This is a genomic window from Longispora urticae, from assembly GCF_053902585.1.
Genome location: NZ_JAQZSH010000002.1, coordinates 258,470 through 280,566 on the forward strand (window position 1 = coordinate 258,470; position 22,097 = coordinate 280,566).

The 22,097-nt window shown below is 69.5% G+C and carries 24 protein-coding genes and 1 tRNA gene; 16 read left to right on the forward strand and 9 right to left on the reverse strand.

Going from position 1 to position 22,097, the window contains the following annotated elements:
- The first annotated feature begins 13 nt into the window (after window positions 1-13).
- On the forward strand, window positions 14-1,048 hold the full coding sequence (locus tag PT931_RS01325) for a T3SS (YopN, CesT) and YbjN peptide-binding chaperone 1 (RefSeq protein ID WP_456243865.1): 1,035 nt from the start codon (window positions 14-16) through the stop codon (window positions 1,046-1,048).
- Between the two features lie 81 nt (window positions 1,049-1,129).
- Here the strand turns inward: PT931_RS01325 and PT931_RS01330 are convergent, their stop codons facing one another.
- Entirely contained in the window at window positions 1,130-1,561 is a 432-nt protein-coding gene (locus tag PT931_RS01330) for an Lrp/AsnC family transcriptional regulator (protein ID WP_456243866.1), read from the reverse strand.
- 87 nt (window positions 1,562-1,648) lie between these two features.
- Here PT931_RS01330 and PT931_RS01335 point away from each other — a divergent pair, with 87 nt between their 5' ends.
- The 3 genes from PT931_RS01335 to PT931_RS01345 all read left to right on the forward strand — a co-directional run bounded on the left by PT931_RS01335 (window position 1,649) and on the right by PT931_RS01345 (window position 5,248).
- Window positions 1,649-2,155, forward strand: coding sequence for a SigE family RNA polymerase sigma factor (locus PT931_RS01335; protein WP_456243867.1), 507 nt, complete (start codon window positions 1,649-1,651; stop codon window positions 2,153-2,155).
- A complete protein-coding gene (locus tag PT931_RS01340) occupies window positions 2,156-3,454 on the forward strand; it encodes a hypothetical protein (protein WP_456243868.1) in 1,299 nt (432 codons plus the stop codon).
- Between the two features lie 234 nt (window positions 3,455-3,688).
- Window positions 3,689-5,248: a ricin-type beta-trefoil lectin domain protein gene (locus PT931_RS01345; protein ID WP_456243869.1), complete on the forward strand. Its 1,560-nt coding sequence runs from the start codon at window positions 3,689-3,691 to the stop codon at window positions 5,246-5,248.
- A gap of 19 nt (window positions 5,249-5,267) precedes the next feature.
- Here PT931_RS01345 and PT931_RS01350 read toward each other — a convergent pair whose 3' ends face one another.
- From PT931_RS01350 to PT931_RS01360, 3 genes are read right to left on the reverse strand one after another with little or no spacing between them, the layout of a single operon-like run.
- Window positions 5,268-6,593 carry a sensor histidine kinase gene (locus tag PT931_RS01350; protein WP_363729181.1) on the reverse strand — a complete coding sequence of 442 codons (1,326 nt, stop codon included), beginning with the start codon at window positions 6,591-6,593 and terminating at the stop codon, window positions 5,268-5,270.
- Window positions 6,590-7,300, reverse strand: coding sequence for a response regulator transcription factor (locus tag PT931_RS01355; RefSeq protein WP_363729182.1), 711 nt, complete (start codon window positions 7,298-7,300; stop codon window positions 6,590-6,592). The genes PT931_RS01350 and PT931_RS01355 overlap by 4 nt, the downstream gene beginning before the upstream one ends.
- A 56-nt stretch (window positions 7,301-7,356) precedes the next feature.
- Window positions 7,357-7,719 (reverse strand): hypothetical protein, encoded by a 363-nt coding sequence (locus PT931_RS01360; protein WP_456243870.1) that lies wholly within the window; start codon window positions 7,717-7,719, stop codon window positions 7,357-7,359.
- A 214-nt stretch (window positions 7,720-7,933) separates the two neighbouring features.
- Here PT931_RS01360 and PT931_RS01365 point away from each other — a divergent pair, with 214 nt between their 5' ends.
- The 6 genes from PT931_RS01365 to PT931_RS01390 all read left to right on the forward strand — a co-directional run bounded on the left by PT931_RS01365 (window position 7,934) and on the right by PT931_RS01390 (window position 13,792).
- A complete protein-coding gene (locus PT931_RS01365) occupies window positions 7,934-10,060 on the forward strand; it encodes a (Fe-S)-binding protein (RefSeq protein ID WP_456243871.1) in 2,127 nt (708 codons plus the stop codon).
- Entirely contained in the window at window positions 10,057-10,500 is a 444-nt protein-coding gene (locus PT931_RS01370) for a hypothetical protein (protein WP_456243872.1), read from the forward strand. Before PT931_RS01365 ends, PT931_RS01370 begins: the two co-directional genes overlap by 4 nt.
- A gap of 69 nt (window positions 10,501-10,569) precedes the next feature.
- Window positions 10,570-11,817 (forward strand): hemolysin family protein, encoded by a 1,248-nt coding sequence (locus tag PT931_RS01375; RefSeq protein WP_456243873.1) that lies wholly within the window; start codon window positions 10,570-10,572, stop codon window positions 11,815-11,817.
- Complete coding sequence (locus PT931_RS01380) at window positions 11,811-12,806, forward strand: hemolysin family protein (RefSeq protein WP_456243912.1); 996 nt, start codon at window positions 11,811-11,813, stop codon at window positions 12,804-12,806. The genes PT931_RS01375 and PT931_RS01380 overlap by 7 nt, the downstream gene beginning before the upstream one ends.
- A gap of 94 nt (window positions 12,807-12,900) precedes the next feature.
- Window positions 12,901-13,503 carry a DUF1707 SHOCT-like domain-containing protein gene (locus tag PT931_RS01385; protein ID WP_456243874.1) on the forward strand — a complete coding sequence of 201 codons (603 nt, stop codon included), beginning with the start codon at window positions 12,901-12,903 and terminating at the stop codon, window positions 13,501-13,503.
- A gap of 118 nt (window positions 13,504-13,621) precedes the next feature.
- A complete protein-coding gene (locus PT931_RS01390; protein WP_363729188.1) occupies window positions 13,622-13,792 on the forward strand; it encodes a hypothetical protein in 171 nt (56 codons plus the stop codon).
- Between the two features lie 87 nt (window positions 13,793-13,879).
- On the opposite strand, the gene PT931_RS01395 is transcribed toward PT931_RS01390, so the two are convergent.
- Together PT931_RS01395 and PT931_RS01400 are read right to left on the reverse strand one after the other, a co-directional pair.
- A tRNA-Gly gene (locus tag PT931_RS01395) sits at window positions 13,880-13,953 on the reverse strand.
- A gap of 8 nt (window positions 13,954-13,961) precedes the next feature.
- Complete coding sequence (locus tag PT931_RS01400) at window positions 13,962-14,441, reverse strand: hypothetical protein (RefSeq protein ID WP_456243875.1); 480 nt, start codon at window positions 14,439-14,441, stop codon at window positions 13,962-13,964.
- A 208-nt stretch (window positions 14,442-14,649) separates the two neighbouring features.
- Here PT931_RS01400 and dcd point away from each other — a divergent pair, with 208 nt between their 5' ends.
- The gene (gene dcd, locus PT931_RS01405) at window positions 14,650-15,228 is read left to right on the forward strand and encodes a dCTP deaminase (RefSeq protein WP_363729190.1); all 579 of its coding nucleotides are present in this window, start codon (window positions 14,650-14,652) and stop codon (window positions 15,226-15,228) included.
- Here the strand turns inward: dcd and PT931_RS01410 are convergent.
- Together PT931_RS01410 and PT931_RS01415 are read right to left on the reverse strand one after the other, a co-directional pair.
- Window positions 15,225-15,965, reverse strand: a complete 741-nt coding sequence (locus PT931_RS01410) for a laminin G domain-containing protein (protein WP_456243876.1) — start codon at window positions 15,963-15,965, stop codon at window positions 15,225-15,227. The genes dcd and PT931_RS01410 overlap by 4 nt on opposite strands.
- A 228-nt stretch (window positions 15,966-16,193) precedes the next feature.
- Window positions 16,194-16,514 carry a hypothetical protein gene (locus PT931_RS01415; RefSeq protein ID WP_456243877.1) on the reverse strand — a complete coding sequence of 107 codons (321 nt, stop codon included), beginning with the start codon at window positions 16,512-16,514 and terminating at the stop codon, window positions 16,194-16,196.
- On the opposite strand from PT931_RS01415, the gene PT931_RS01420 reads away from it, so the two are divergent.
- The 3 genes from PT931_RS01420 to PT931_RS01430 all read left to right on the forward strand — a co-directional run bounded on the left by PT931_RS01420 (window position 16,513) and on the right by PT931_RS01430 (window position 20,264).
- Window positions 16,513-16,794 (forward strand): septal ring lytic transglycosylase RlpA family protein, encoded by a 282-nt coding sequence (locus PT931_RS01420; protein WP_363729193.1) that lies wholly within the window; start codon window positions 16,513-16,515, stop codon window positions 16,792-16,794. The two genes, PT931_RS01415 and PT931_RS01420, sit on opposite strands and share 2 nt — an antisense overlap.
- Before the next feature lie 86 nt (window positions 16,795-16,880).
- Entirely contained in the window at window positions 16,881-17,987 is a 1,107-nt protein-coding gene (locus tag PT931_RS01425) for a PP2C family protein-serine/threonine phosphatase (protein WP_456243878.1), read from the forward strand.
- A gap of 438 nt (window positions 17,988-18,425) precedes the next feature.
- Window positions 18,426-20,264, forward strand: coding sequence for an acyl-CoA dehydrogenase (locus tag PT931_RS01430; RefSeq protein ID WP_456243879.1), 1,839 nt, complete (start codon window positions 18,426-18,428; stop codon window positions 20,262-20,264).
- A 120-nt stretch (window positions 20,265-20,384) separates the two neighbouring features.
- On the opposite strand, the gene PT931_RS01435 is transcribed toward PT931_RS01430, so the two are convergent.
- Window positions 20,385-20,726 carry an antibiotic biosynthesis monooxygenase family protein gene (locus PT931_RS01435; RefSeq protein WP_456243880.1) on the reverse strand — a complete coding sequence of 114 codons (342 nt, stop codon included), beginning with the start codon at window positions 20,724-20,726 and terminating at the stop codon, window positions 20,385-20,387.
- Window positions 20,727-20,942: 216 nt separating this feature from the next.
- Between PT931_RS01435 and PT931_RS01440 the strand changes: the two genes are divergently transcribed.
- Both PT931_RS01440 and trhA read left to right on the forward strand, forming a co-directional pair.
- Window positions 20,943-21,206, forward strand: coding sequence for a hypothetical protein (locus tag PT931_RS01440; RefSeq protein WP_456243881.1), 264 nt, complete (start codon window positions 20,943-20,945; stop codon window positions 21,204-21,206).
- Window positions 21,207-21,399: 193 nt separating this feature from the next.
- Window positions 21,400-22,077 (forward strand): PAQR family membrane homeostasis protein TrhA, encoded by a 678-nt coding sequence (gene trhA / locus PT931_RS01445; protein ID WP_456243882.1) that lies wholly within the window; start codon window positions 21,400-21,402, stop codon window positions 22,075-22,077.
- The last annotated feature ends 20 nt before the right edge of the window (window positions 22,078-22,097 follow it).

The following is a 22,097-nucleotide window of genomic DNA, read 5'->3' on the forward strand; positions in this document are numbered from 1 at the left end:
TAGGGTAGGGCCCATGCTCTACGACGATGTCGACACCGTGGACCTCAAGTCGAAGGTCACCGCAGCGTGGCAGGACTTCACCCGGGCCCTGGCCCGGGCGCTGCCGACCCTGCCCCCGGACGTGCGGCTGGACCTCACCCTGGACCCGACGGCCTCCGGTACCGGCGAGGCGATCTACGAGATCAACGTCATCATCGGCGCCGACAAGCAGATGGCCGGCTACGCCGTCGGAAACGCCAACCTCCCCGAGGGGTACCGGCTGGACCGCACCGCCGTCGGCCACATGATCGAACTGGGCTGGTCGCCCCCGGGCGTCGTCGACGGTTCGGAGGGCAACTTCGGCCTGCACGCGACCGCCGAGGAGGGCCCGCAGCTCGCCGCCCTGCTCAGCCGCACCATGCGCGACGTGTACGGCGCGCCGCACCCCGCGTTCCTCACGTACACGGTCCGCCCGCTGAACGAGGCGATCGAGGCGGCTCCCGCCGGCCCGGCGACCCTGGCCACCGCCCGGCCCGCGCCGACCCTGCCGGAGGTCGAGACCGCCGGCCAGGACGCCGTGCTGTCCCAGGCCATGGAGGTGGCGTCCGCGCTGCCGCTGGCCGACAAGGTGCGCACCGTCGTGGCGGCCCTGCTCAAGACCGAGCCGGACAAGCTGGAGGTGGACGAGGAGGGCGAGATCGGGGTCCGCGCCGGTTCCGCCATGGTCTTCGTCAAGGTGCACGAGAACCCGGCCGTCGTGGACGTGTACTCGCCGATCCTCACCGAGGTCGCCCCCGACGCGAAGCTGTACGAGCGGCTCGCCCAGCTGACCCGCCGGATGCCCATCGGCCGGCTGTACTGCACGGACAAGACCGTCTGGGCCTCCGTCCCCGTGTTCGGCCGCGACTTCCAGCCGACGCACCTCATGCTGGCCGTGCAGGTGATGATGGGCCTGGCCGACGAGCTGGACGACCGGCTGCACGGCGAGTTCGGCGGGAAGCGGTTCTTCGGCGAGGGTGACGTGGTGCACAAGCCGACGGGCGAGGAGCGCACGGGGATGTACCTGTAACGGCGCGCGCACCAGGGCGGTCGGGCCGTTCCGGCCCGGTCCCGGGCTCCGCCCGGGACGCGGCGGCTCCGCCGCCGCCCGCTACACCGAGTCCACCAACCTCGTCAGCACGATCATCGACCGCGACGAGGTGACGAACGGCTCCCCGCGCAGCCGCTCCAACACCTGCTCCAGGTGCGCGATGTCCGCCGCCCGGATGTGCACGAGCGCGTCGGCCTCCCCGGAGACCGTGTAGGCCTCGACGACCTCCGGGTGCCGGCGCACGGCCGCCGCGAGCTGCGCGGGCGTGGTCCGCCCCGTGCAGAACAGCTCCACGAACGACTCGGTGGTCCAGCCCAGCGCCGCCGGGTCGACGATCGCCGTGAACCCCCTGATCACGCCGGTGGCCCGCAGCCGGTCGACCCGGCGCTTCACGGCGGGCGCGGACAGGGCGACAAGTACGCCGATATCCGCATACGACTGCCGCGCATCCTCGCTGAGCGCGGTTACGATCCGCCGGTCGATGTCGTCCATGGGCTCACCGTAGTCGACTGCAACCTTCCCTCCGGGTGGGACGTGTTGCTGCCGTCACGAGGACCTGACCGGGGAGAACGCGAGCAGATGATGGTACGAGCGGCGCCGCCCACCGACGTGGGGACGGGCGATTTCGAGGAGTTGTACGCGGCGCACTTCCACAACCTGACCGTCCAGTTGTACGCGTACGCGGGCGACATGGGTCAGGCGCAGGAACTCGTGCAGGAGGCGTTCTGCCGGGCGTACAGCCGGTGGAAGCAGATCTCCACCTACGACGACCCGGTCGCCTGGGTCCGCAAGGTCGCCTGGAACCTGGCGACGAGCCGCTGGCGCCGGGCCAGGACCGCCGCGAACTTCCTCCGCAGGCACCGCGAGCAGCACGTCTCCGCGCCCAGCCCGGACCGGGTCGCCCTGGCCGCCGCCCTGGCCACCCTGCCGGAGAAACAACGGGGCGCCGTCGTCCTGCACTACCTGGCGGACATGCCGATCACCGAGATCGCCACCGTCCTGGGCGCGGCCGAGGGCACCGTCAAGTCGTGGCTGCACCGGGGCCGGACCGCCCTGGCCGCCCAACTCTCAGAGCAGGAGAACTAGATGTCGGACTTCGAGCAGGAGACGAAGCTGCACGGCGCGTTCGCCGCGTTCCGGGCGGAGAGCATCCACGACGTGTCCCCGGCGGGTACGGACGCGGTGCGGTCGACGGTGCGCCACCAGCGCAAGGTGCGCAACATCGCCCTCGGGGTGTTCGCGCTGACCGTGATGGCCGTGCCCGTGGCGGCGTACGCGACCCTCCAGGGCGACCCGCACGGCCCACCTCCGGGGGTACCGGGCACGACGGCCCCGGCGACGACGACCCCGCCGGTCCGCCCGACCGGCCCGCCGCCCGCGGAACCGAGCCTGTCCGTCCTCGCCCCGGACCTGGCCAACGCGAAGATCACCGTGCCCGCGTGGCCGGGCGGCGAGAACATCACCCGGTTCTGTCCGGCCGGGTCGTACACGTTCACAGGCGGGGCGGTTGTCTTCGCGAAGAAGGACGGTTACGACAGCAGCTACTCCCTGTCCCTCGACGCCTATGCCCCGAAGCGCGCGGAGCTCGATGGCGAGCCGGGCGACGAGGTGCTCGTGGGGCTGCGGTGCTCGGGCCCGGGTTCGTTCCACCCGGTCCAACTGCTGGCGCTGAAGCCGTTGGCGGACGGCACGGTGCGCACCCTCGGTTTCGTGATCGCCGCGGCGCCGGGCGAGATCTACGCGTACGACGAGGAGGACGTCGAGGTCTCCAACCGGGACGTGCTGGTGCGGCTGCTGGGCAAGTACCAGACCAATGGGACGTACACCCGCAGCGAGCCGCGCGTCTACCGGTACGGCAAGGACTCGTTCAAGCAGGTCGAGGGTCCGACGAGGTTCAGCGCCGGCCCGGCGGCCATCAAGGACACGGATCTGCGCTTCCAGCAGATGTTCCTGGTCGGCTTCGAGTGCCACAACGGGAGCTGCATGGGCAGCACGCTGCCGTTCTTCGACGGCACGGCCACGGACACGGTCGTGACGGACAGCGTCGCCCGGCCGTACAAGCTGGCGACCTACGAGTACACGGTGGCCCCGCTCGCCATCGTCAAGCCTGGTGACGTCACCCACGCGCTCATGGTGGTGACTCGGCGCAGCACGGACGGGACGGTCATGCGCGGGGTGTTCGCCGCGTCGATCATCTCGACCGCCACGGGGAACGGGGTGTTCGCCAGGGCGGTCGTGGGCAGCGGCGAAGACGGGGTGCTCGATGTCACGTCGCAGCGGGTGGACGGCAACTCCATCGTGGTGACGGTGAAGACCGACACGGGCGGCCAGGAATCCCGGACCTACGCCTGGGACGGCACGGCTATGTGGTGGACCTACAAGTAGGGAAAAGAAGGGACGCCGTACCGCCTTCCACGGGGGAAGAAGGCGGTACGGCGTCTCTACCCACCAGCTTACGGACGAGGTGGACACTTGTCGAGTGCGACTCATCTTTCGTACCGGATAAGGGTTTTCGCGGGTTATCAACGCATCGCATGCCATCGATATTGAGAAGTATTCACATTCATCCCCTCGGGCATTACCGTGCGGTAACACGCACGTATCGAGAGGAGTTCGTCGATGCGCCTCATGCCCCGCCTGGCTGCGACCGCAGTCGGCTTCCTGGCCGCCGCGGCACTCGCCGCACCTGCTCAGGCCGCAGTGGACACCCGCCCGGACATCCAACCCCTCCCCGCGAATCTCGAGGCGCAGCGCGCCACCGAGGCGACCAGCCTGTACGGCAACCCGGCCATCAAGCCCATCGACTCGCGCAAGACCGGCGTGATCACGATGGGCGACAGCGAGATCTCCGGCGAGGGCGCGGGCAACTACGAGCCCGGGACCCACCAGGACGGCAACTGGTGCGACCGGTCCAGGGACCAGGCCGTCTGGCGGCTGACCATCCCGGTCGACGTGCGCTACAACGTGGCCTGCTCGGGTGGCCAGCCCTCCGACCTGGTCTACGGCGGCACCCACCAGTGGCAGGAGCTCAACCAGGGCGAGAACCTCGCGATCAAGGCGCGCAACACCAAGCTCAAGCTGATCTGGGTGGTCGTCGGGGCCAACGGGTCCGGCAACATCGAGTTCGGGCCGGTCGCCACCGACTGCGCCAAGCGGCGGATCTTCTTCCAGGGCGTGTGCTGGCCGACGTACACCGACGCGTGGAAGGCCCGGGCCGAGCACACCCGGCAGCAGGTCGAGTGGGCGGTCAACGACATCAAGCAGACCATGACCAACGCCGGGTACCTGGCCAGTGACTACAAGATCTCACTCATGGGGTACCCGAGTCCGATCAGTCCCGACGTCGAGGACAACCCCAACTTCCCCGGCTGGTACGCCGGCGGCTGCACCATCTACCTCGCCGACGCCGCGTTCGGGCGCAACAAGGCCGTGCCGATCTTCGAGTCCGCCGAGCGGAAGGCCGCCCAGAACACCGGCGTCATGTACCTCGACGCCAGCCGGCTGTTCCACGGCCACGAGGTGTGCACCGAGAGCCCCTGGGCCCTGGGCATCTACATCGAGAACGGCAACATCTTCGACGAGAACGCCGCCCGGCAGTCCGCGCACCCCAACGCCAGCGGGCACGGCGCGTTCGCCGAGTGCATGAGCGCGTTCTACAACTCCGGGCTCCAGACCGCGACCTGTGTGGACCCGGGCAACACCAACCACGGCGCGATCTTCCCGGGGCTGTTCGAGTTCAAGCAGCTGCGGGTCGGCGGCCAGTGCCTCGACGCCGAGGGCTACAACGCCCGCTACGACACCCAGCTCCTGGCCTGGCCCTGTCACGGCGGACGCAACCAGGGCTTCTGGTACGACACGGCCACCAGGGCGTTGCACGTCGAGCTGAACCACGACCGGTGCGTGGACGCCTCCGGCGGCACCCTCGGGGTCGGTACGAAGCTGATCCTGTGGGACTGCCACCTCGGCGCGAACCAGAAGTGGACCCTCGACGCGAACGGCATCCACCCGGCCAGCCGGACGGACCTGTGCGTGGCGTTCGACGGGGCGGCCAACGGATCGTGGGCGCGGCTCGCGGCGTGCAACGGCGGTACCGGCCAGAAGTGGTCCTTCGAGTCCCGGAACTTCCCGAACCCGGCGGGCTACAACTACAACGACTTCATCGGCTCCCGGGTCTACTGATACTCCCGGATTCCCTGACCTAGAACCGGATCGTGAAGCGGGCTCCGCCCTCCGGGGCGTGGCCCGCTTCGATCTTCGCGCCCATCCGGCTGATCAGGCGCGCCGCCAACGCCAACCCGAGCCCGGACCCCACCGGCCGCACATCCCGGTACTTCTCGTGCAGCACCCCCTGGTGGAACGCCACCGCCAGGTCCTCGTCCGCGAGCCCCGGGCCGCCGTCGCGCACCTCCAGCACGTCGTACCGCGCGGACAGCACCAGCGGCGCGCCCGTCGGCAACGCCCGCACCGCGTTGGACACCAGGATGTCCACCACCTGGCGCAGCCGGCCCGGGTCGGTGTTCACGAGCACCGGTTCCGAGGGCAGTTCCGTCCGCAGGTCGAGGCCCACCTCCAGGCACCGGGGCCGCCAGGCCTCCGCCGTCGCCTGGACCAGCGAGCCCAGCTCGACGGCCACCAGCTCCACGGGGAAGTCGGCGGCCTCCAACCGGGCCAGGGACAGCAGGTCGGACACCAGCCGGTCGAGCCGGTCGGCCTCGGCGAGGATCGTGCGGCCCGCCCCGAAGGTGCCGTCGTCGGAGATCACGCCGTCGGAGAGCGCTTCCGCGTACCCCCGGATGGTGGTCAGAGGTGTTCTGAGCTCGTGGGAGACCGACATCAGGAAGTCGCGTTGCCGGCCCTCGCTGGTCGCCAGCGCGGCGGCGAGGTCGTTGAGCGCCCGGGCCAGGTCGGCGACCTCGTCGGGCGGTTCGACCGGTAGTCGGACCGTCCGGTCGCCCGCGGACATCCGCCGGGCCGCCGCCGCCGCGTCCCGGATCGGTTTCGCCTGCCGCCTGGCCAGCATGAACCCGGCGACCAGCCCGGCCAGCAGGCCCGCGCCGAGGGCGAGCCACAGCCGGCCCCACACCGCGTTGGACGTGGTGGAGATCGCCGGCTCCAACAGGACGATCGCGTCGCCGGGGGTGTTCAACGGCCGGCCGTCGGCGATCACCCGACGGCCCTGGAACAGGACGATCTTGCAGTCGACGGTCTTGCCGATGCTCACGTCGCGGATCACGTCGATCGGCAGGCCGGGCCGGTCGGGCTTGCCGTCGAGCACCAGGACGATGTCGATCCGGCTCGCCCGCAACCGCCGCACGATGTTCAGTTGCTGCTGCTGTCCCGGCGCCGTACCCAACATCGCCGTGGCGATCTCGGTCTTCGACTCCAGCTTGCCCCGGGCCTCACTCTGCGCGGCCCGCAGGCCGAGCGGGAGCGCCACCAGTGCCGTGACGACCACGGCGATGATGGCGACCGTGCAGGTGACGAGCATCGCCCGCGCGGTCAGGCCGGAACTGCGGAGTGTCACGGCTCGGTGCTCTCCGCGCCACCCTCGACCGAGTAACCCACGCCCCGGACCGTGCGGATCGGGCTCGCGTCACCGAGCTTGCCGCGGACCTGGGCGACGTGTACGTCGACGGTGCGGGTGCCGGCCAGCGCCGCGTACCCCCATACGGAGGCCAGCAGCTCCTCCCGGCTGAACACCCGGCCGGGCCGGCTCATCAGCCGGGCCAGTAACTCGAACTCGGTCGGGGTCAGCGCGATCTCGACCCCCGCCGAGTAGACCCGGCGTTGTTCGTTGTCGAGCCGCACCCCGCCGACCTGGCGGATCTTGTCGGCGCTCGGCGGACCCTCGGTGCGGCGCAGCACGGTACGGATCCGGGCCACCAGCTCCCGGGGGCTGAACGGTTTGGTGATGTAGTCGTCGCCGCCCAGCTCGAGACCGACCACCCTGTCGACCTCGTCGTCGCGCGCGGTGAGGAACAGGACCGGGGTCCAGTCGCCCTCCTCGCGCAGGCGGCGGCAGATCTCCAGGCCGTCGATGCCGGGCAGGCCGATGTCGAGAACGATCGCGATCGGGCGCATCCGGCGGGCCGCAGCCAGGGCGGACTCGCCGTCGTACTCGGTGTGGACTCCGAAGCCTTCCCGGGTCAGGTACAACCGCACCAGGTCAGCGATCGGTCGCTCGTCGTCAACGACGAGCACGAGTCCTTTTCCAGGCGTGTCGGTACCCATTGGCACATCGTGCCTGATCAGAAGCCAGATCCTGTAACGCCACTGTGCGAGTCGGGTTAAACCGTAATTGGCACCGGAGCGAAGAGCCCGCTGAACTGGGCATTCACCCGCCAGAGCTGTCGGGAGCGACCCCGGTTGATGAAGAACCGGTGCCGCGTGTCGCCCGTCGTGGCCGCGAACTCGACCGCCGACTGGCGTTCGTTGGTCCGCCAGACCACGTCGTCGAGGTCCGACAGCGGGGTGTCCAGGTGCAGCTGGACCTTTCCGGTCAGGCGGGACTGGCGGGTGACGACGAGCCGCTGACGGGTCAGGAGCAGCAGGTACTCCCTGGTCAGGGACACCTCCGGCCGCTGGCACCCGGTAACCAGGAAAACCGTGTCGTCGTGGTCGATGCAGCGCCGGAAGACAGGCATGTGCATGGTGAGGACGATGCTGCGGATGCCGGACTCGGCGGCAGCCGGTAGCACCGTACGGGAGAATTGATCCACGTGTTGGTCAACGGCCCAGGTCAGCGGGGGTGACGGTGACCGCCCGGGGCGTCCGCAGGAATTTGCAGGCCGCAGACGGGTACGGTGACTCCGGGATGGCTAATATTACTCGCGGGTAATAAGTCGCGCGGAGGGTGAGCAGCACATGGGAGTCACGCAGATCGTGGCCACGGTCGTGGCGGTCCTGGTGACCGTGGTGGCAATTGCTCTGTTTGCCCGGTCTGTCGGGTCGATGGTGAAGATCATCAAACTCGGCCAGCCCGACCCGACGCGGTCGAAGCCGCTCGCCCAACGGCTCGTGAACATGCTGAAGGAGACCCTCGGGCACACCCGGATGCTGAAGTGGACCACGGTCGGCATCGCGCACTGGTTCGTGTTCATCGGCTTCGGCACCCTGGCGCTCACCCTGGCCGAGGCGTTCGGCGAGGTCGTGGACCCCGAGTTCGAGCTGCCGCTGATCGGCGGCTGGGCGCCCTACGGGCTGTTCATCGAGTTCATCGCGGCCGCGCTCCTGGTCAGCATCGTGACCCTGATCGTGATCCGCCAGGTGCACCGGCGCCGGCCGCAGTCGCGGTTCCGGGGCTCGGCGATGGGCCAGGCCTACTACGTCGAGTTCACCATCACCGCCATCGGCGTGTGCATCTTCCTGATCCGGGGCTTCAAGGACGCGGCCGGCCACTTCGAGTACCCGGTGTGGTCCGCCCCGATCTCGCACGGGATCGGCGCGCTGCTGCCCGCCAAGGGCGCGCTGACCGCCGTCACGATCGTCGCCCTGATCAAGATCATCATCTCCTGGCTGTTCTTCATCGTGATCTCGCAGAAGCTCACGATGGGCGTCGCCTGGCACCGGTTCGCCGCGTTCTTCAACATCTTCTTCAAGCGGGAGGCCGACGGGCGCACCGCCCTCGGCGCGCTCAAGCCCGTCATGTCCGACGGCAAGCCGCTCGACTTCGAGGAGGCCGACCCGGACAAGGACCTGTTCGGCGTCTCCAAGATCGAGGAGTTCAGCTGGAAGGGCCTGCTCGACTTCAGTACCTGCACCGAGTGCGGGCGCTGCCAGTCGCAGTGCCCCGCGTGGAACACCGGTAAGCCGCTGTCCCCGAAGCTGCTGATCACCTCCCTGCGCGACCACGCGTACGCCAAGGCGCCCTACCTCCTCGCCGGCAGCCCCGACGACCACTCGAAGATCGACGCCCTCGGCCTGGCCGCCTCGCTCAAGGAGGCCGGCCGCCCGCTGGTCGGCACCGAGGAGGAGGGCGGCATCATCGACCCCGACGTGCTGTGGTCGTGCACCACGTGCGGCGCGTGCGTCGAGCAGTGCCCCGTCGACATCGAACACGTGGACCACATCGTCGACATGCGGCGGTACCAGGTGATGATCGAGTCCAGCTTCCCCAGCGAGGCCGGCGTCATGCTGAAGAACCTGGAGAGCAAGGGCAACCCGTGGGGCGCGAACCCCAACTCCCGCGAGGACTGGACGAAGGGCCTCGACTTCGAGGTGCCCCGGGTCGACGGGGAGACCGAGTTCGAGTACCTGTTCTGGGTCGGTTGCGCCGGTGCCCTGGAGGACAAGGCCAAGAAGACCACCCGGGCCGTCGCGACCCTGCTGCACGAGGCCGGCGTCTCCTACGCGATCCTCGGCAACGGCGAGGGCTGCACCGGTGACCCGGCCCGCCGGATCGGCAACGAGTTCCTGTTCCAGATGCTCGCCCAGCAGAACGTCGAGACCCTGACCGAGGCCGGGGTCAAGAAGATCGTCGCCACCTGCCCGCACTGCTTCAACACCATCGGCAACGAGTACCCGGAGTTCGGCGGCCGGTTCGAGGTCGTGCACCACACCGAGTTGCTCAGCCACCTCGTCGCCACCGGCAAGCTCAAGCCGGTCGTGCCGATCGAGGGCGGCCTGACCTACCACGACCCGTGCTACCTGGGCCGGCACAACAAGGTCTACAGCCCGCCCCGCGAGGTGCTGGGTGCCGCGCTCGGGGCCGGCGAGCTCACCGAGATGCCGCGCAACACCGAGCGGTCCTTCTGCTGCGGCGCCGGCGGCGCGCGGATGTACATGGAAGAGACCATCGGCAAGCGCATCAACATCGAACGCGTCGAGGAGGCCCTGACCACCGGGGCGCAGACCATCGCTGTCGGTTGCCCCTTCTGCTTCACTATGCTCGGCGACGGCGTGACCGGAAAGAAGGCCTCCGGCGACGCCCCCGAGTCGGTGGAGGTCGTGGACGTGGCAACGGTGCTGCTCAGGTCGATCAAGACATCATGATCCCCAAATACCTGAAACGACCCAAGTACGCCGTCTTCCTCGGGGTCTTCGTCGTGCTGGTCGGGGCGATGTTCCTGACCCCGCGCAAGAGCAACACGTGGAAGCCGGCCGCCGACTGCGCCAAGCCGTCCCTGACGACGCTCGGCGACCGGATGGCCACGGGCGCCAAGGTGTACTGGGCGGCCACCGGCCCCGAGGGCAAGTACGCGCTCACCGTCGGGGCCGCGGAGCTCACGCTCGACGCGGCCCAGACGGTGACCGTCACGAAGACCGACTCCGACGTGCCGCCCATCACGGGCCTCACCGACCTGTCCGGCTGCCTCAAGTCGGGCTCGATCGACGGGGTGCTGCCGGCGGGCGACCACATCCTGCGGCTGTTCCGGATCGACGGTCAGACGGCCACGGAGGTCGCGCGGAAGGACTTCAAGGTCACCGGATGACGAGCCCGGTAGGATCATCCTCCGAGGGGTGATTTTTCAGTGGGTGATCTACTGCCGTTAGCCGCTTTCGTGTTGCTTACGGCGGGGTGCGCGTTCTTTGTTGCGGCCGAGTTCTCCCTGGTCACGGTTGACCGGGCGGCCATCGAGCAACAAGCGGCCTCCGGCGACCGCAAGTCCAGGACCGTGCAGAAGGCGCTGCGGACCCTGTCCTTCCAGCTCTCCGGGGCGCAGCTCGGCATCACGCTGACCGCCCTGCTGAGCGGGTACCTGTCCAAGCCCGCGATCACCCACCTGATCCACCCGGTGATCAGCAACGACGGGGTCGCGACCGGCATCGCGCTGGGCATCGCGACCCTGTTCTCCATGCTGTTCGGCGAGCTGGTGCCGAAGAACGCCGCGCTGGCCAGGCCGATGCCGATCGCCCGGGCCACCGCGCCCTGGCAGCGCCGGTTCTCCACCGCGTTCGGCTGGCTGATCAAGATCCTGAACGGCTCCGCGAACTGGCTGGTCCGCCGGATGGGCATCGAGCCCCAGGAGGAACTGGCCAGCGCGCGTTCGCCCGAGGAACTGGGCCTGCTGGTGGCCATGTCCGCCAAGGCGGGCGCGATGGACGCCGAGACCGCCGCGCTGCTCCGCCGCACGATCCGGTTCGGGGACAAGCGGGCCGCCGAGGCCATGACCCCCCGGGTCGACGTCGTGGCGCTGCCCGCCGACGCCACCGTCGCGGACATGATCAGCCGGGTACGCGAGACCGGCCGCAGCCGCTTCCCGGTGTACGTGGACACCCTCGACCAGGTCGTCGGCGTCGCCACCATCGCCGACGCGCTGGCCATCGACCCCGCGCACCGCGCCTTCGTCCGGGTCCGCAACGTGGCCCGCGAGCCCGTCTTCGTCCCCGAGTCCCTCGACCTCGACGCCGTCCTCGACGAGCTGCGGCGCGGCGACTCGGACCTCGCGATCGTCGTCGACGAGTACGGCGGCACGGACGGCGTCGTCACCATCGAGGACCTGGTCGAGGAACTGGTCGGCGAGATCGTCGACGAACACGACCGCCGCGAACTGGCCGCCCCCGTCACCGAGACGGTGTCCGGGGTGCTCCGCGAGGACGAGGTCCAGGAGCAGACCGGCTTCTCCCTCCCCGACGGCCCGTACGAGACCCTGGCCGGCTTCCTCCTCGCCCAACTGGGCCACCTCCCGGACGTCGGCGAGCGCGTCGAGTACGAGGGCTGGGAGTTCACGGTGACCGAGATGGACAAGCACCGGATCGAGCAGGTCAAGGTGCAGCCGCCGGTCTCCGAGGACGACGAGGAATCATGAACCTGCTGCTGACCCTGATCCTCCTGGTGGGCAACGCGTTCTTCGTCGCCGCCGAGTTCGCCCTGATCGCCTCGCGCAGCACGATGCTCGAACCGATGGCCGAGAAGTCCCGGGTCGCCCGGTGGGCGCTGTCCGCCATGCGCCAGCTGCCGCTGATGATCGCGGGCGCCCAGCTCGGCGTGACGATCTGTTCCCTCGGCCTGGGCGCCGTCGCGGAACCGGCCCTCGCGCACCTGTTGGAGGCCCCGTTCCACGCGGTGGGGATGCCGGAGAGCGCCGTACACCCCACAGCCTTCGTCCTCGCTCTGGCGATCGTGGTCTTCCTGCACACCGTGCTCGGCGAGATGGTGCCGAAGAACATCACCCTCGCCGGCCCCGAGCAGGCCGTGATGTGGCTCGGGCCGCCGATGCTGGTGTTCTGCCTGGCGCTCAAGCCGCTGCTCGTGGCGCTGAAGTGGGCGGCCAAACAGGTGCTGCGGATCTGGCGGATCGAGGCCGCCGACGCGGTCAAGACGATCTACACCGCCGAGGAGCTGGCCGGGCTCGTCGCCGAGTCCCGGACCGAGGGCCTGCTCGACGCCGAGGAGCACGCCCGGATCACCGGCGCGCTCGCCCTGCGCCGCCGCACCGCCGCCGACGCGATGCGGACCTGGTCGCAGGTCGTCTCCGTCGAGCCGTCGATCACGGCCGCCGAGGTGGAGGCGCTCGCCACCCGGACCCGCCGGTCGCGGTTCCCCGTCGTGGACGAGGCCGGCCTGGTGCGCGGGTTCTTCCACGTCAAGGACGTACTGGGCGTCTCCAGCCCGCCGCTGCTGCGCCCGCTGCCGACCGTCACCCCCGGCGTCACCCTCGCCGAGCTGCTGCTGCACATGCGGCGCGAGCACCGGCACATCGTGCTCGTCGCCGACAGCGGCCGCCCGTTGGGCATCGTGACCCTCGACGACGTGCTGAACGCGGTCGTCGGCACCCGGGCGGTCCCGGCCACGTAGGTCGCCGGGACCCGCGCGGTCCCGGCTCCCGACAGCTGGCCGGATCCTGACATCACGTTGACGTCACCGTGCCGCCGACCGTACCGTTTGCCGCATGGGCATCACTGATCTCGAACGCGCACCGGCAGCAGAGGCGCTGCAACGAGCCTGCGGCGAGGGCCGGATCAGTCTCGAGGAGTTCAGCGTCCGGGTGGGCGCGGTGTGGGCCGCCGACGAGCACGACGAACTGGTGAAGGCGCTCGACGGCGTGGTGGCCATGCGCCAGCCCATCGTCGGGGAGTCCCGCTCCCTGGCGGAGACCAACATCCGCACCATCATGGGCGAGAACCACCGGTCCGGCCGGTGGAACCTCTCGCGGTACCTGAAGATCTTCGTCCTGATGGGCGAGATGAAGCTCGACCTGTGCGACGTGGCCCTGAGCCAGGAGGCGCTGTCCGACGGCATCGTGGACATCAAGGGCACCTGCGTGATGGGGGAACTGACCATCACGGTCCCCGAGGGCGTCGACGTCGAGCTGTACGGCTCGGTCATCATGGGCGAGCGCAGCCTCAAGCTGGCCCCCGTGCCCCGGTTGCCGGGCACCCCGACGATCCGGATCCACCTGAACGTCGTGATGGGCGAGGTGAAGGTCCGCAGTACCGGTCTGGTCAAGAAGGGCGTTCTGCCCCGATGGGCCCGAGAGCTCCTCGGCGGATAAGTCAATACCCGCTCGCACTTTCGTCGGTAGTTGTCACGCAAAGGAACTTGGGGGTTACCTGGAGTCGCTGGCTCTGGCACTCTCTAGGAGATTCCGTTCCGAACCCGCGGAGGTCACGATGGGCAAGCACAGCTACATCGGCTCGGGCGGCGAGAACCTCGCCGACTCCGACAACTCGGCGTACGGCCCCGAGTCCGAAGACCTGAACACGAAGCCCGGCAGACACGCGTTACGGGAGTCCGTCAGCGCGGGATCGGCTCCGACCTCCGCGAAGCAGAACACCGAATAGCCCTTTTGCGGGTACGGGTCCCGGCCGGTCGGTCGGGGCGCGCACCGACAAGTGAGGCCCCGACCAGAGTGGTCGGGGCCTTTCACGTGGAGCGGGTGACGGGAATCGAACCCGCGCCGTCTGCTTGGGAAGCAGAAACTCTGCCATTGAGCTACACCCGCCAGCGGAGCTACTGTACCCGATCCGCCAGTTTCGCGCTCTCCAGGGCCCGCCACGTCCGGTACTCCGGGGGCCAGCCGCCCCGGCTCCGGTACGTCGCGAGCATCGCCGTCTCCACCGTGAACTCGAACAGTTTCCAGTTGCCGTGCGGGGCCGCGTCGTACGTGGACGCGAGGCGAAGCACCAGGGGCACGTCGAGCACGGGGACGGCCACGCCGGTCAGGTAGGCCTCGTCGTCGACCTCCTCCGAAGGGTACGAATGCAGGGCGTAGCGGCCGTCGCGTTCCAGGTCGCGGCGCTTCGGGGAGTCGACGACGAAGCAGTAGAGGCCCTCGTCGGTGATGACGGGGGAGACGGGGTGCAGACGGGGGCCGCCGTCGGGGCGGACGGTGGCGAGGTAGGCCATTCCTGGCCCGTACTGATGCAGCAGGGCGGCGATCGCGGCGGCGAGCGCGGGATCGGACGCGTTGAACTGGGACCACGTGGTCATGCCTACATACTATCGAACACCTGTTCGACTTGTACGTAGGACACCCGGTCATCGATGCCATTCCTGGCGCGGATCGGGCGCCGGGGGCCGGCGCCGGGCGTGACCTGGCGTCCGCCGGTGGGGCCGGGTTCCCGGCGGCGGGAATGACCTGTCCCATCCACAGGAAGGCCCATGCCGTGTACGTCACCGGGCCGACTACCCTCGACTTATGCTGCTCTCCGACCGTGACCTGGTGTCCGAGCTCAAGTCGGGCCGCCTCGGCCTGGAGCCCTTCGAGCCCGCCCTCGTGCAGCCGTCGAGCATCGACGTGCGGCTGGACCGGTTGTTCCGGGTGTTCAACAACCACAAGTACACCCACATCGACCCGGCGATCCAGCAGGACGAGCTGACCGAACTCGTCGAGGTCGAGGACGGCAAGCCGTTCGTGCTGCACCCGGGGGAGTTCGTCCTCGGCAGCACCCTGGAGGCGGTCACCCTCCCCGACGACCTCGCCGGCCGGCTGGAGGGCAAGTCGAGCCTCGGGCGGCTGGGGCTGCTCACCCACTCCACGGCCGGGTTCATCGACCCGGGCTTCTCGGGCCACGTCACGCTGGAACTGTCCAACGTGGCGAACCTGCCGATCAAGCTGTGGCCGGGTATGAAGATCGGCCAGCTGTGCATCTTCAAGCTGTCCAGCCCGTCGGAGCACCCGTACGGCTCGGCGATCTACGGTTCGCGGTACCAGGGCCAGCGCGGCCCGACCCCGAGCCGCTCGTACCGCAGCTGGCGCACCTGGTCGACGCGCTAGTCGGCCACCGACACGAACGCCGCCGCCAGTTCCCCCGAGAACTGGTCGTTGTTCGCCCCCGCGTCCTTGCCGCCCAACCGGAGCGGCTCGTCGTTCTCGACGCTCAGGTCCTCCGGGATGGTGATCTGCCCGGTCCGCGCGCCGTCGACCGTGACCGTCAGCGTCCCGCCGTCGCGTTCGCAGGCCACGTCGTGCCACTGGCCGTCGGCGACCCCGGTGCCGGACAGCGCCATCCAGATCGGGCCGTCCCCGACGAACACGCAGCTCGGGTGCCCGGCGAGCCCGTCGACCTGCAACTTGTACTGACTGCCCTGCAGCGAGTACCCCTTCTGGAGGATGTTGGAGCCGTCCGTCGTCTCGGCGGGTGACATCCGCAGCGTCGCGCCGAACCTGAGCCGCCGCTCCCCGGGGTTGAGGTCCTCGGCGGCCCCGCCCTGCAGGATCGCGTGCGGGCAGTGCCGGTCGGCGTCCCGGCAGGGTGCGGGGAAGCGCAGCCGGGGCCGGTCCCCGTCGCGGACCAGGGTGATCGCGCCGCCCCGGGAGGTCTGCGCGGACAGGTCGTGGCCGTGGCCGCTGGCGTCGCGGAGGACGAGTCCGGCACCGTCCGCATCGGCCGTACCCACATTGATCTGGTACGTGGCGAGCGGCTCCCACGGATCCCCGTCGGCGACCGCGGAGTCGGCGGCCAGGACGACGAACAGCATGCCGGTGACGGCCGCGAGGTGTCTGAAGTGCACGTAGCAAATTGTGCACCAATCGCGACTAACGGTAGTAAAGGCTGGGCCGATCAGCCGACCCCACCCCCGGACCGACCAGCTATTTAACCGGACAAGGTTACCAATTTGGGGTCTGTCCAGTTGAGCTACTGGTGACTGTGTGTCTACGGTCGCCAGGTCCTGTCGTCTAGGAAAGGTTCACCTCTTGACCGGCCATCAAGCCGTAGAAGAAGAACCCACCCCTAAGTCTCACCGCTTCCAGTCGCGCCGGCTACAGATCATCACCGGCACAGCGGTACTCGGAATCCTGGCCGGCGTGGGCTTCGCCACCGTCCAGTTGACGTCCGCCCCGGACACCCGGAACACCTCCTCCGTCCGTGAGATCGCGGACCGCGCCGACCGGGACAAGCGGCCCACCGCGTCGCCGTCCCCGTCGCTGTCGCCCTCCGCCTCGCCCAGCCCCTCGCCGAGCGCGTCGCCGACCCCCTCGCTCTCGCCGAAGCCGGCGCCCCCGAAGACCACGAAGGCCGCCCCGCCGGCGAACGTGACCAACTCGGGCTCCTGCGCCATGTCGTACTACGGCGACGGCGACGGTTTCGACGGCGGCACGACCGCCAACGGGGAGAAGTTCGACGCCAACGCGATGACGGCGGCCCACAAGTCGCTGCCGTTCAACACGAAGGTCCGGATCACCAACCCGGCCAACGGCAAGTCGGTCATCGTGCGGATCACGGACCGGGGTCCGTACTCCGGAGATCGGTGCATCGACCTCTCCGCCGGGGCATTCGGAGCGATCGCGCCGAAATCCCAGGGAGTACTGAAATCGGCCAAGTGGGAAGTATTGGGCTGATCGTTCGGCGGGTCTGACCGTAAAGCTCTTCTGATGCCCGCTTCGGCGAGGCATGCTGAGACAACCGTCTTCGCCGCGGAGAGGCTATGTCACTGCAGCAGACCCGTCGCACACCCAGGCCGGAGGCGCGCGCCGGCCTGGGTGCGGCATTTGTGCTGCTTGCGTTGATCATCATCATCGAGATCGCGGACGGCGACCGGCCGAACTATCTCGGCCTGCTCTCCCTGCCGCCCCTGCTGTCCGCCGCGTTCGCCGGCTGGCGTTCCGTCCTGGTCACGGGAGCCGCGAGCTTCGGGGTCGGATGCGCCTTCGTGATGGTGCCGGACCCCGGCCAGTGGTACGCCGCGGCCGTGCTGCAACTGGTCGCCGTGTGCCTGAGTACCGGGATCGGGATCGGGGTCGCCAAGTTCCGGGGGCGCCAGCTCGAACAGCTCGCCACCCTGACCCACCTCGCCTCGGTCGCCCAGCAGGCGATCCTGCGCCCGATCGGCCCGCAGGCCGGCAACCTGGCCATCTCCGGCCGGTACGTGTCCGCGAGCGCCGAGGCCGACATCGGCGGCGACCTGTACGAGGCCCTCGACACCCCGTACGGCACCCGGCTGCTGATCGGTGACGTCCGGGGCAAGGGCCTGGAGGCCGTCCGCCTGGCCAGCGGCGTACTCGGCTCCTACCGGCACGTCGCGTACGAGCGCTCGGACCTGCGCGCCATCGTCTCCGACCTGGACCGCGCCGTCTCCCGCTCCGTCGGCTACGAGGACTTCGTCACCGCCGCCATCATCGAGGAACGCGGCGGCACCCTGACCGTGGTGAACTGCGGCCACCCGCCGCCGCTGCTGCTCCGCCGGGGCCAGGTCATCTCCCTGGACCCGCCGGCCCCCGCGCCGCCGCTGGGCTTCATGCCGGCCCCGCCGCCCCGGGTCGAACGCCTGGAGCCCGGCGACCGCCTGCTGCTGTACACGGACGGGCTCACCGAGGCGCGCCGGTCGGGGGAGTTCTTCCCGATCCAGGAGCGCGCCTGGGGGCTGCTCGGCCACGGGACGGTCGCCGACGGGCTGGCCTCGCTGGAGACGGCGCTGCTGGACTGGGTGCACGGGGTGCTGGACGACGACATCGCCATGGTGCTGCTGGAGTACACGGCGACCAGGCCGCCGGTCGAGCCGGCGACGCCGAGCTGGGCGGTCGGGGAGAACTGAGCCGGTGGCCCGGGCGGTGCGGGGTCCGGGTGGGCGGGGCTCCGGCACGGGCTTTCATGGCGGGAGTGGCGCGCCTCCGGGTGGGAGCGGCACGGTTCCGAGCAGGGAAAAGGGGCCCGGGTGGCGTAGTCCCGGACCCCTTTGGGTTGTTCCCCCAGCGCGCTAGGACCCAGCGCGGTGGCGGCCGCGGTAGCGCCCAGTGAAGATGCGCTTCATTCTCTTCAGCATCTCGCTCGCCTCCCGATCGACTCACGTCACCGTGTTTGAGTAGGAAACGAGCATTCACGTCAATGGGTGACGCTCTGTCGGGATGCCGTCACCCTGGAGAAACTGTGATGCGCATCACATCAAACTGGCCCGGCAGGAGGCTACTCCCAGGTAATATACTTAAGTTACCGGGAAGTAACATGACTCTGAGGCCACCGGGGAGCGGTACCGATGACGCATTACAAGAGCAATCTGCGGGACCTTGAGTTCAACCTGTTCGAGGTGTTCGGCCTGGGCGACGTGCTCGGCACCGGGCCCTACTCGGAGCTGGACCGCGACACCGCGCACAGCATCCTCGCCGAGGTCGAGCGGCTCGCGCGCGAGGACCTCGCCGCCAGCTTCCTCGACGGCGACCGCAACCCGCCGGTCTTCGACCCGGCGACCAGCACCGCGCTGCTGCCCGAGTCCTTCAAGAAGTCGTTCAAGGCGATGATGGACTCCGAGTTCTGGCGCCTCGACCTGCCCGAGGGCCTCGGCGGCACCAACGCGCCGCGCACCCTGTGGTGGGCGATCGCCGAGATGGTCCTGGGCGCCAACCCCGCCATCTGGATGTACGCGGCCGGCCCGTCCTTCGCCCACACCCTCTTCCGCGAGGGCACGCCGGAGCAGAAGGAGTGGTCGAAGCTCTTCGTCGAGAAGCAGTGGGGTGCCACGATGGTCCTCACCGAGCCCGACGCGGGTTCCGATGTCGGCGCGGGTCGCACCAAGGCCTACCTGCAGCCCGACGGCTCCTGGCACCTCGAGGGCGTCAAGCGGTTCATCACCTCGGGCGAGCACGACCTGTCCGACAACATCATCCACTATGTCCTCGCGCGCCCGGTCGGCGTCGAGGGCGTCGGTGGCCCCGGTACCAAGGGACTCTCGCTCTTCGTCGTGCCGAAGCACTTCTTCGACGCCGAGACCGGTGAGCTGACCGGCCGCAACGGCGCGTACGTCACCAACGTCGAGCACAAGATGGGCCTGAAGGTCTCCACCACGTGCGAGCTGACCCTCGGCGAGAACGAGCCCGCCAAGGGCTGGCTGATGGGCGAGATCCACGACGGCATCCGCCAGATGTTCCTCATCATCGAGTACGCCCGGATGATGGTCGGCACCAAGGCCATCGCGACCCTGTCGACCGGCTACCTCAACGCGCTGGACTACGCCAAGCAGCGCGTGCAGGGCGCCGACCTGACCAACCCCGGCCAGGCCGCCCCCCGGGTCACGATCACCCACCACCCGGACGTCCGCCGCTCCCTGATGCTGCAGAAGTCCTACGCCGAGGGCCTGCGCGCGCTCGTCTTCTACACCGCCCAGTGGCAGGACAAGGTCAAGCTGGCCGAGGCGTCCGGCGACACCGACGCGGCCGAGCTGGCCACCCGGGTCAACGACCTGCTCCTCCCGCTCGTGAAGGGCTGCGGCTCCGAGCGCGCGTACGAGCTGCTCGGGCACGAGAGCCTGCAGATCTTCGGCGGCTCCGGGTTCCTCCAGGACTACCCGCTGGAGCAGTACGTCCGCGACTCGAAGATCGACACCCTCTACGAGGGCACCACGGCCATCCAGAGCCTCGACCTGATCTTCCGCAAGGTGGTCAAGGACGGCGGCGTCGCCCTGGCCACCGTCGCGGGCGAGATCCAGGCGTTCCTGGAGTCCGGCGCCGGCAACGGCCAGCTCAAGGAGGAGCGCGCCGCGCTCGCCAAGGCCGCCGGTGACGTGCAGGGCATGGTCGGCATCCTCGGCGGCTTCCTCGGCGAGGCCCAGCAGACCCCGACCGAGCTGTACAAGGTCGGCCTGCACTCCCGCCGCCTGCTCCTCGCCGTCGGCGACCTGATCGTGGCGTGGCTGCTCCAGCGCCAGGCCGAGATCGCGCTCGCCCGGCTCAACGAGAACCCGGCCGACACGTTCTACCAGGGCAAGGTCGCCGCCGCGCGCTTCTTCGCCCGCGAGGTGCTCCCGCGCCTGACCTCCGACCGCAAGATCATGGAGAACGCCAACGGCGACCTGATGGACCTCTCGGAGGACGCGTTCTAGACCGCTCGTAGTCCGATTCGGCCCTCGCACACCGACCCCGGTGCGAGGGCCGATTCGCGTCCGCCGCTGGGCCCGCGTCGCGGTGCTGGGCGCCAGTTCGGCCTACTGGGGCCGGTCCTCCTAGCCGCGCCGAAAGCGGTACTCGCGTTCCACCCGGGCGATCCGCACCTCGTACGCCTCGTACCAGCGCTCCCGGCCCAGGCGCTGCGCCACCAGGTGTTCGGCGTGCTCGGCCCACCGGCGGATCGAATCCTCCGTGTCGTAGTACACGACGGTCAGCTCGTGGCCGTCCTTGCCGTCCAGCGAGTCCCGGCCGAGGTATCCGGGCTGCGCCTCGGCGAGTTCGGCCATCCGGGCGCCCATGTCGGCGTAGCCGTCGGGATCCTCGCCGGAGAGCCAGGTGCTCAGGATCGCGGCGTAGTACGGCGGTTCCGGCCGGGTGGCGGCGGGTTCGGTGGGCATACGGCTCGACTCCAGCTCGCTCTCGTCACGACCAGTGGATCGTAGGGGTGGTCCGGTGACGCACCGTAATAGATAATGATCTTTGTTTGGTACCGGCCGGGTGAAGTGCCTGCGTGTGGCCGATGTCAGTAGGGTGCAAGCGGCGTTTGGGAGGCTGTTTGCGGCGCGTGAGTACTCTCCGCGCATATCCCTCACGCGAAAGGCACGAACCGCATCATGAACCGTCGCCACCTCCTCCAGATGCTCGGACTAGCGGCGGTCGGCACCGCCACTCTGACGGGCTGCAAGAGGCGGTCCCGGGTCCGGACCCGCACCAACACCAGCACGCCGACCCCGACGCCGACCCGCACGACCGGCACGACCTCGCGCACCACCGCGCCGACCCGCACCACCGGAACGACGCGGACGTCGACGCCGGCCCGCAGCACCGCCACGCCGACCCGCCGGGCAGGGTTCCCGACGGCCTCACCGACCCGCTGAGCCGGTGCCGGGCACGCCGGGTGGGCCGGTGTGCCCGGAGGGGGCGTCAGAGTCGGCACGCCCGGCTCCGGCCCGCGCCGCTCCGAGCCGCGCAGCAAAGCCGGCGCCGGTCCGGGCCGCGTACCCCGGGAATTCGGGTGATTGTGAGACGAAGCATGTTTGTCGCGAACCTACGGGACCGTAACCTTGGGGAGTGACGACTCAGGTCAGCCCGCCTGCTGAGCGGTTCATCTTCCACAAGCCCCGCGCCAGGGGCTGGTTGCACGTCTACGCCTTCTTCACGGCCATCGTGTGCGGCATCGTGCTGACCTCGCTCGCCGCCTCCCGCCCCGGCTGGGCCCCCCTCGTCTCCACCGCCATCTACTGCCTGACGATCTGCGGCCTCTTCGGGGTCAGCGCGCTCTACCACCGCCGGTGGTGGACCCATCGCGGGTTCAAGATGATGCGCCGGCTCGACCACTCGATGATCTTCGTGTTCATCGCGGGGACGTACACCCCGTTCAGCGTCCTCCTGCTGCCCAGGAGCACCGCCACGGTCATCCTGTCCGTCGTGTGGGGCGGCGCGCTGCTCGGCGTGGCCCTCAAGATGGCCTGGCCGGACTCGCCGCGCTGGCTGGCCGTCCCGCTGTACCTGGCGCTCGGCTGGGTCGCCGTCTTCGCGCTCCCCACGTTCCTGAGCGCGGGCGGCGTCACGGTGCTGGTGCTCCTGGCGGTCGGCGGGGCGGCGTACACCGTCGGGGGCGTGCTCTATGCCCTCAAGCGTCCCAATCCGTGGCCCGACACCTTCGGCCACCACGAGTTCTTCCACGCGTGCACCCTGGTCGCGGCGCTCGCCCACCACATCGCGGTGTACTTCGCGCTCTACGCCTAACCGCCGCCGCTGCCCGGTAA

Bases quoted from the DNA above. Each gene is read 5' to 3' on its own strand.
- PT931_RS01345 (WP_456243869.1), top strand. From the start codon at position 3,689: ATGCGCCTCATGCCCCGCCTGGCTGCGACCGCAGTCGGCTTCCTGGCC.
- PT931_RS01370 (WP_456243872.1), top strand. From the start codon at position 10,057: ATGATCCCCAAATACCTGAAACGACCCAAGTACGCCGTCTTCCTCGGG.
- dcd (WP_363729190.1), top strand. From the start codon at position 14,650: ATGCTGCTCTCCGACCGTGACCTGGTGTCCGAGCTCAAGTCGGGCCGC.
- PT931_RS01385 (WP_456243874.1), top strand. From the start codon at position 12,901: ATGGGCATCACTGATCTCGAACGCGCACCGGCAGCAGAGGCGCTGCAA.
- PT931_RS01435 (WP_456243880.1), bottom strand. From the start codon at position 20,726: ATGCCCACCGAACCCGCCGCCACCCGGCCGGAACCGCCGTACTACGCC.
- PT931_RS01400 (WP_456243875.1), bottom strand. From the start codon at position 14,441: ATGACCACGTGGTCCCAGTTCAACGCGTCCGATCCCGCGCTCGCCGCC.
- PT931_RS01360 (WP_456243870.1), bottom strand. From the start codon at position 7,719: ATGCACATGCCTGTCTTCCGGCGCTGCATCGACCACGACGACACGGTT.
- PT931_RS01365 (WP_456243871.1), top strand. From the start codon at position 7,934: ATGGGAGTCACGCAGATCGTGGCCACGGTCGTGGCGGTCCTGGTGACC.
- PT931_RS01330 (WP_456243866.1), bottom strand. From the start codon at position 1,561: ATGGACGACATCGACCGGCGGATCGTAACCGCGCTCAGCGAGGATGCG.
- PT931_RS01390 (WP_363729188.1), top strand. From the start codon at position 13,622: ATGGGCAAGCACAGCTACATCGGCTCGGGCGGCGAGAACCTCGCCGAC.
- PT931_RS01340 (WP_456243868.1), top strand. From the start codon at position 2,156: ATGTCGGACTTCGAGCAGGAGACGAAGCTGCACGGCGCGTTCGCCGCG.
- PT931_RS01355 (WP_363729182.1), bottom strand. From the start codon at position 7,300: ATGGGTACCGACACGCCTGGAAAAGGACTCGTGCTCGTCGTTGACGAC.
- PT931_RS01415 (WP_456243877.1), bottom strand. From the start codon at position 16,514: ATGGCGCAGGAGCCCGAGTTGGTCACGTTCGCCGGCGGGGCGGCCTTC.
- PT931_RS01440 (WP_456243881.1), top strand. From the start codon at position 20,943: ATGAACCGTCGCCACCTCCTCCAGATGCTCGGACTAGCGGCGGTCGGC.
- PT931_RS01425 (WP_456243878.1), top strand. From the start codon at position 16,881: ATGTCACTGCAGCAGACCCGTCGCACACCCAGGCCGGAGGCGCGCGCC.
- PT931_RS01420 (WP_363729193.1), top strand. From the start codon at position 16,513: ATGTCGTACTACGGCGACGGCGACGGTTTCGACGGCGGCACGACCGCC.
- PT931_RS01430 (WP_456243879.1), top strand. From the start codon at position 18,426: ATGACGCATTACAAGAGCAATCTGCGGGACCTTGAGTTCAACCTGTTC.
- PT931_RS01335 (WP_456243867.1), top strand. From the start codon at position 1,649: ATGATGGTACGAGCGGCGCCGCCCACCGACGTGGGGACGGGCGATTTC.
- PT931_RS01325 (WP_456243865.1), top strand. From the start codon at position 14: ATGCTCTACGACGATGTCGACACCGTGGACCTCAAGTCGAAGGTCACC.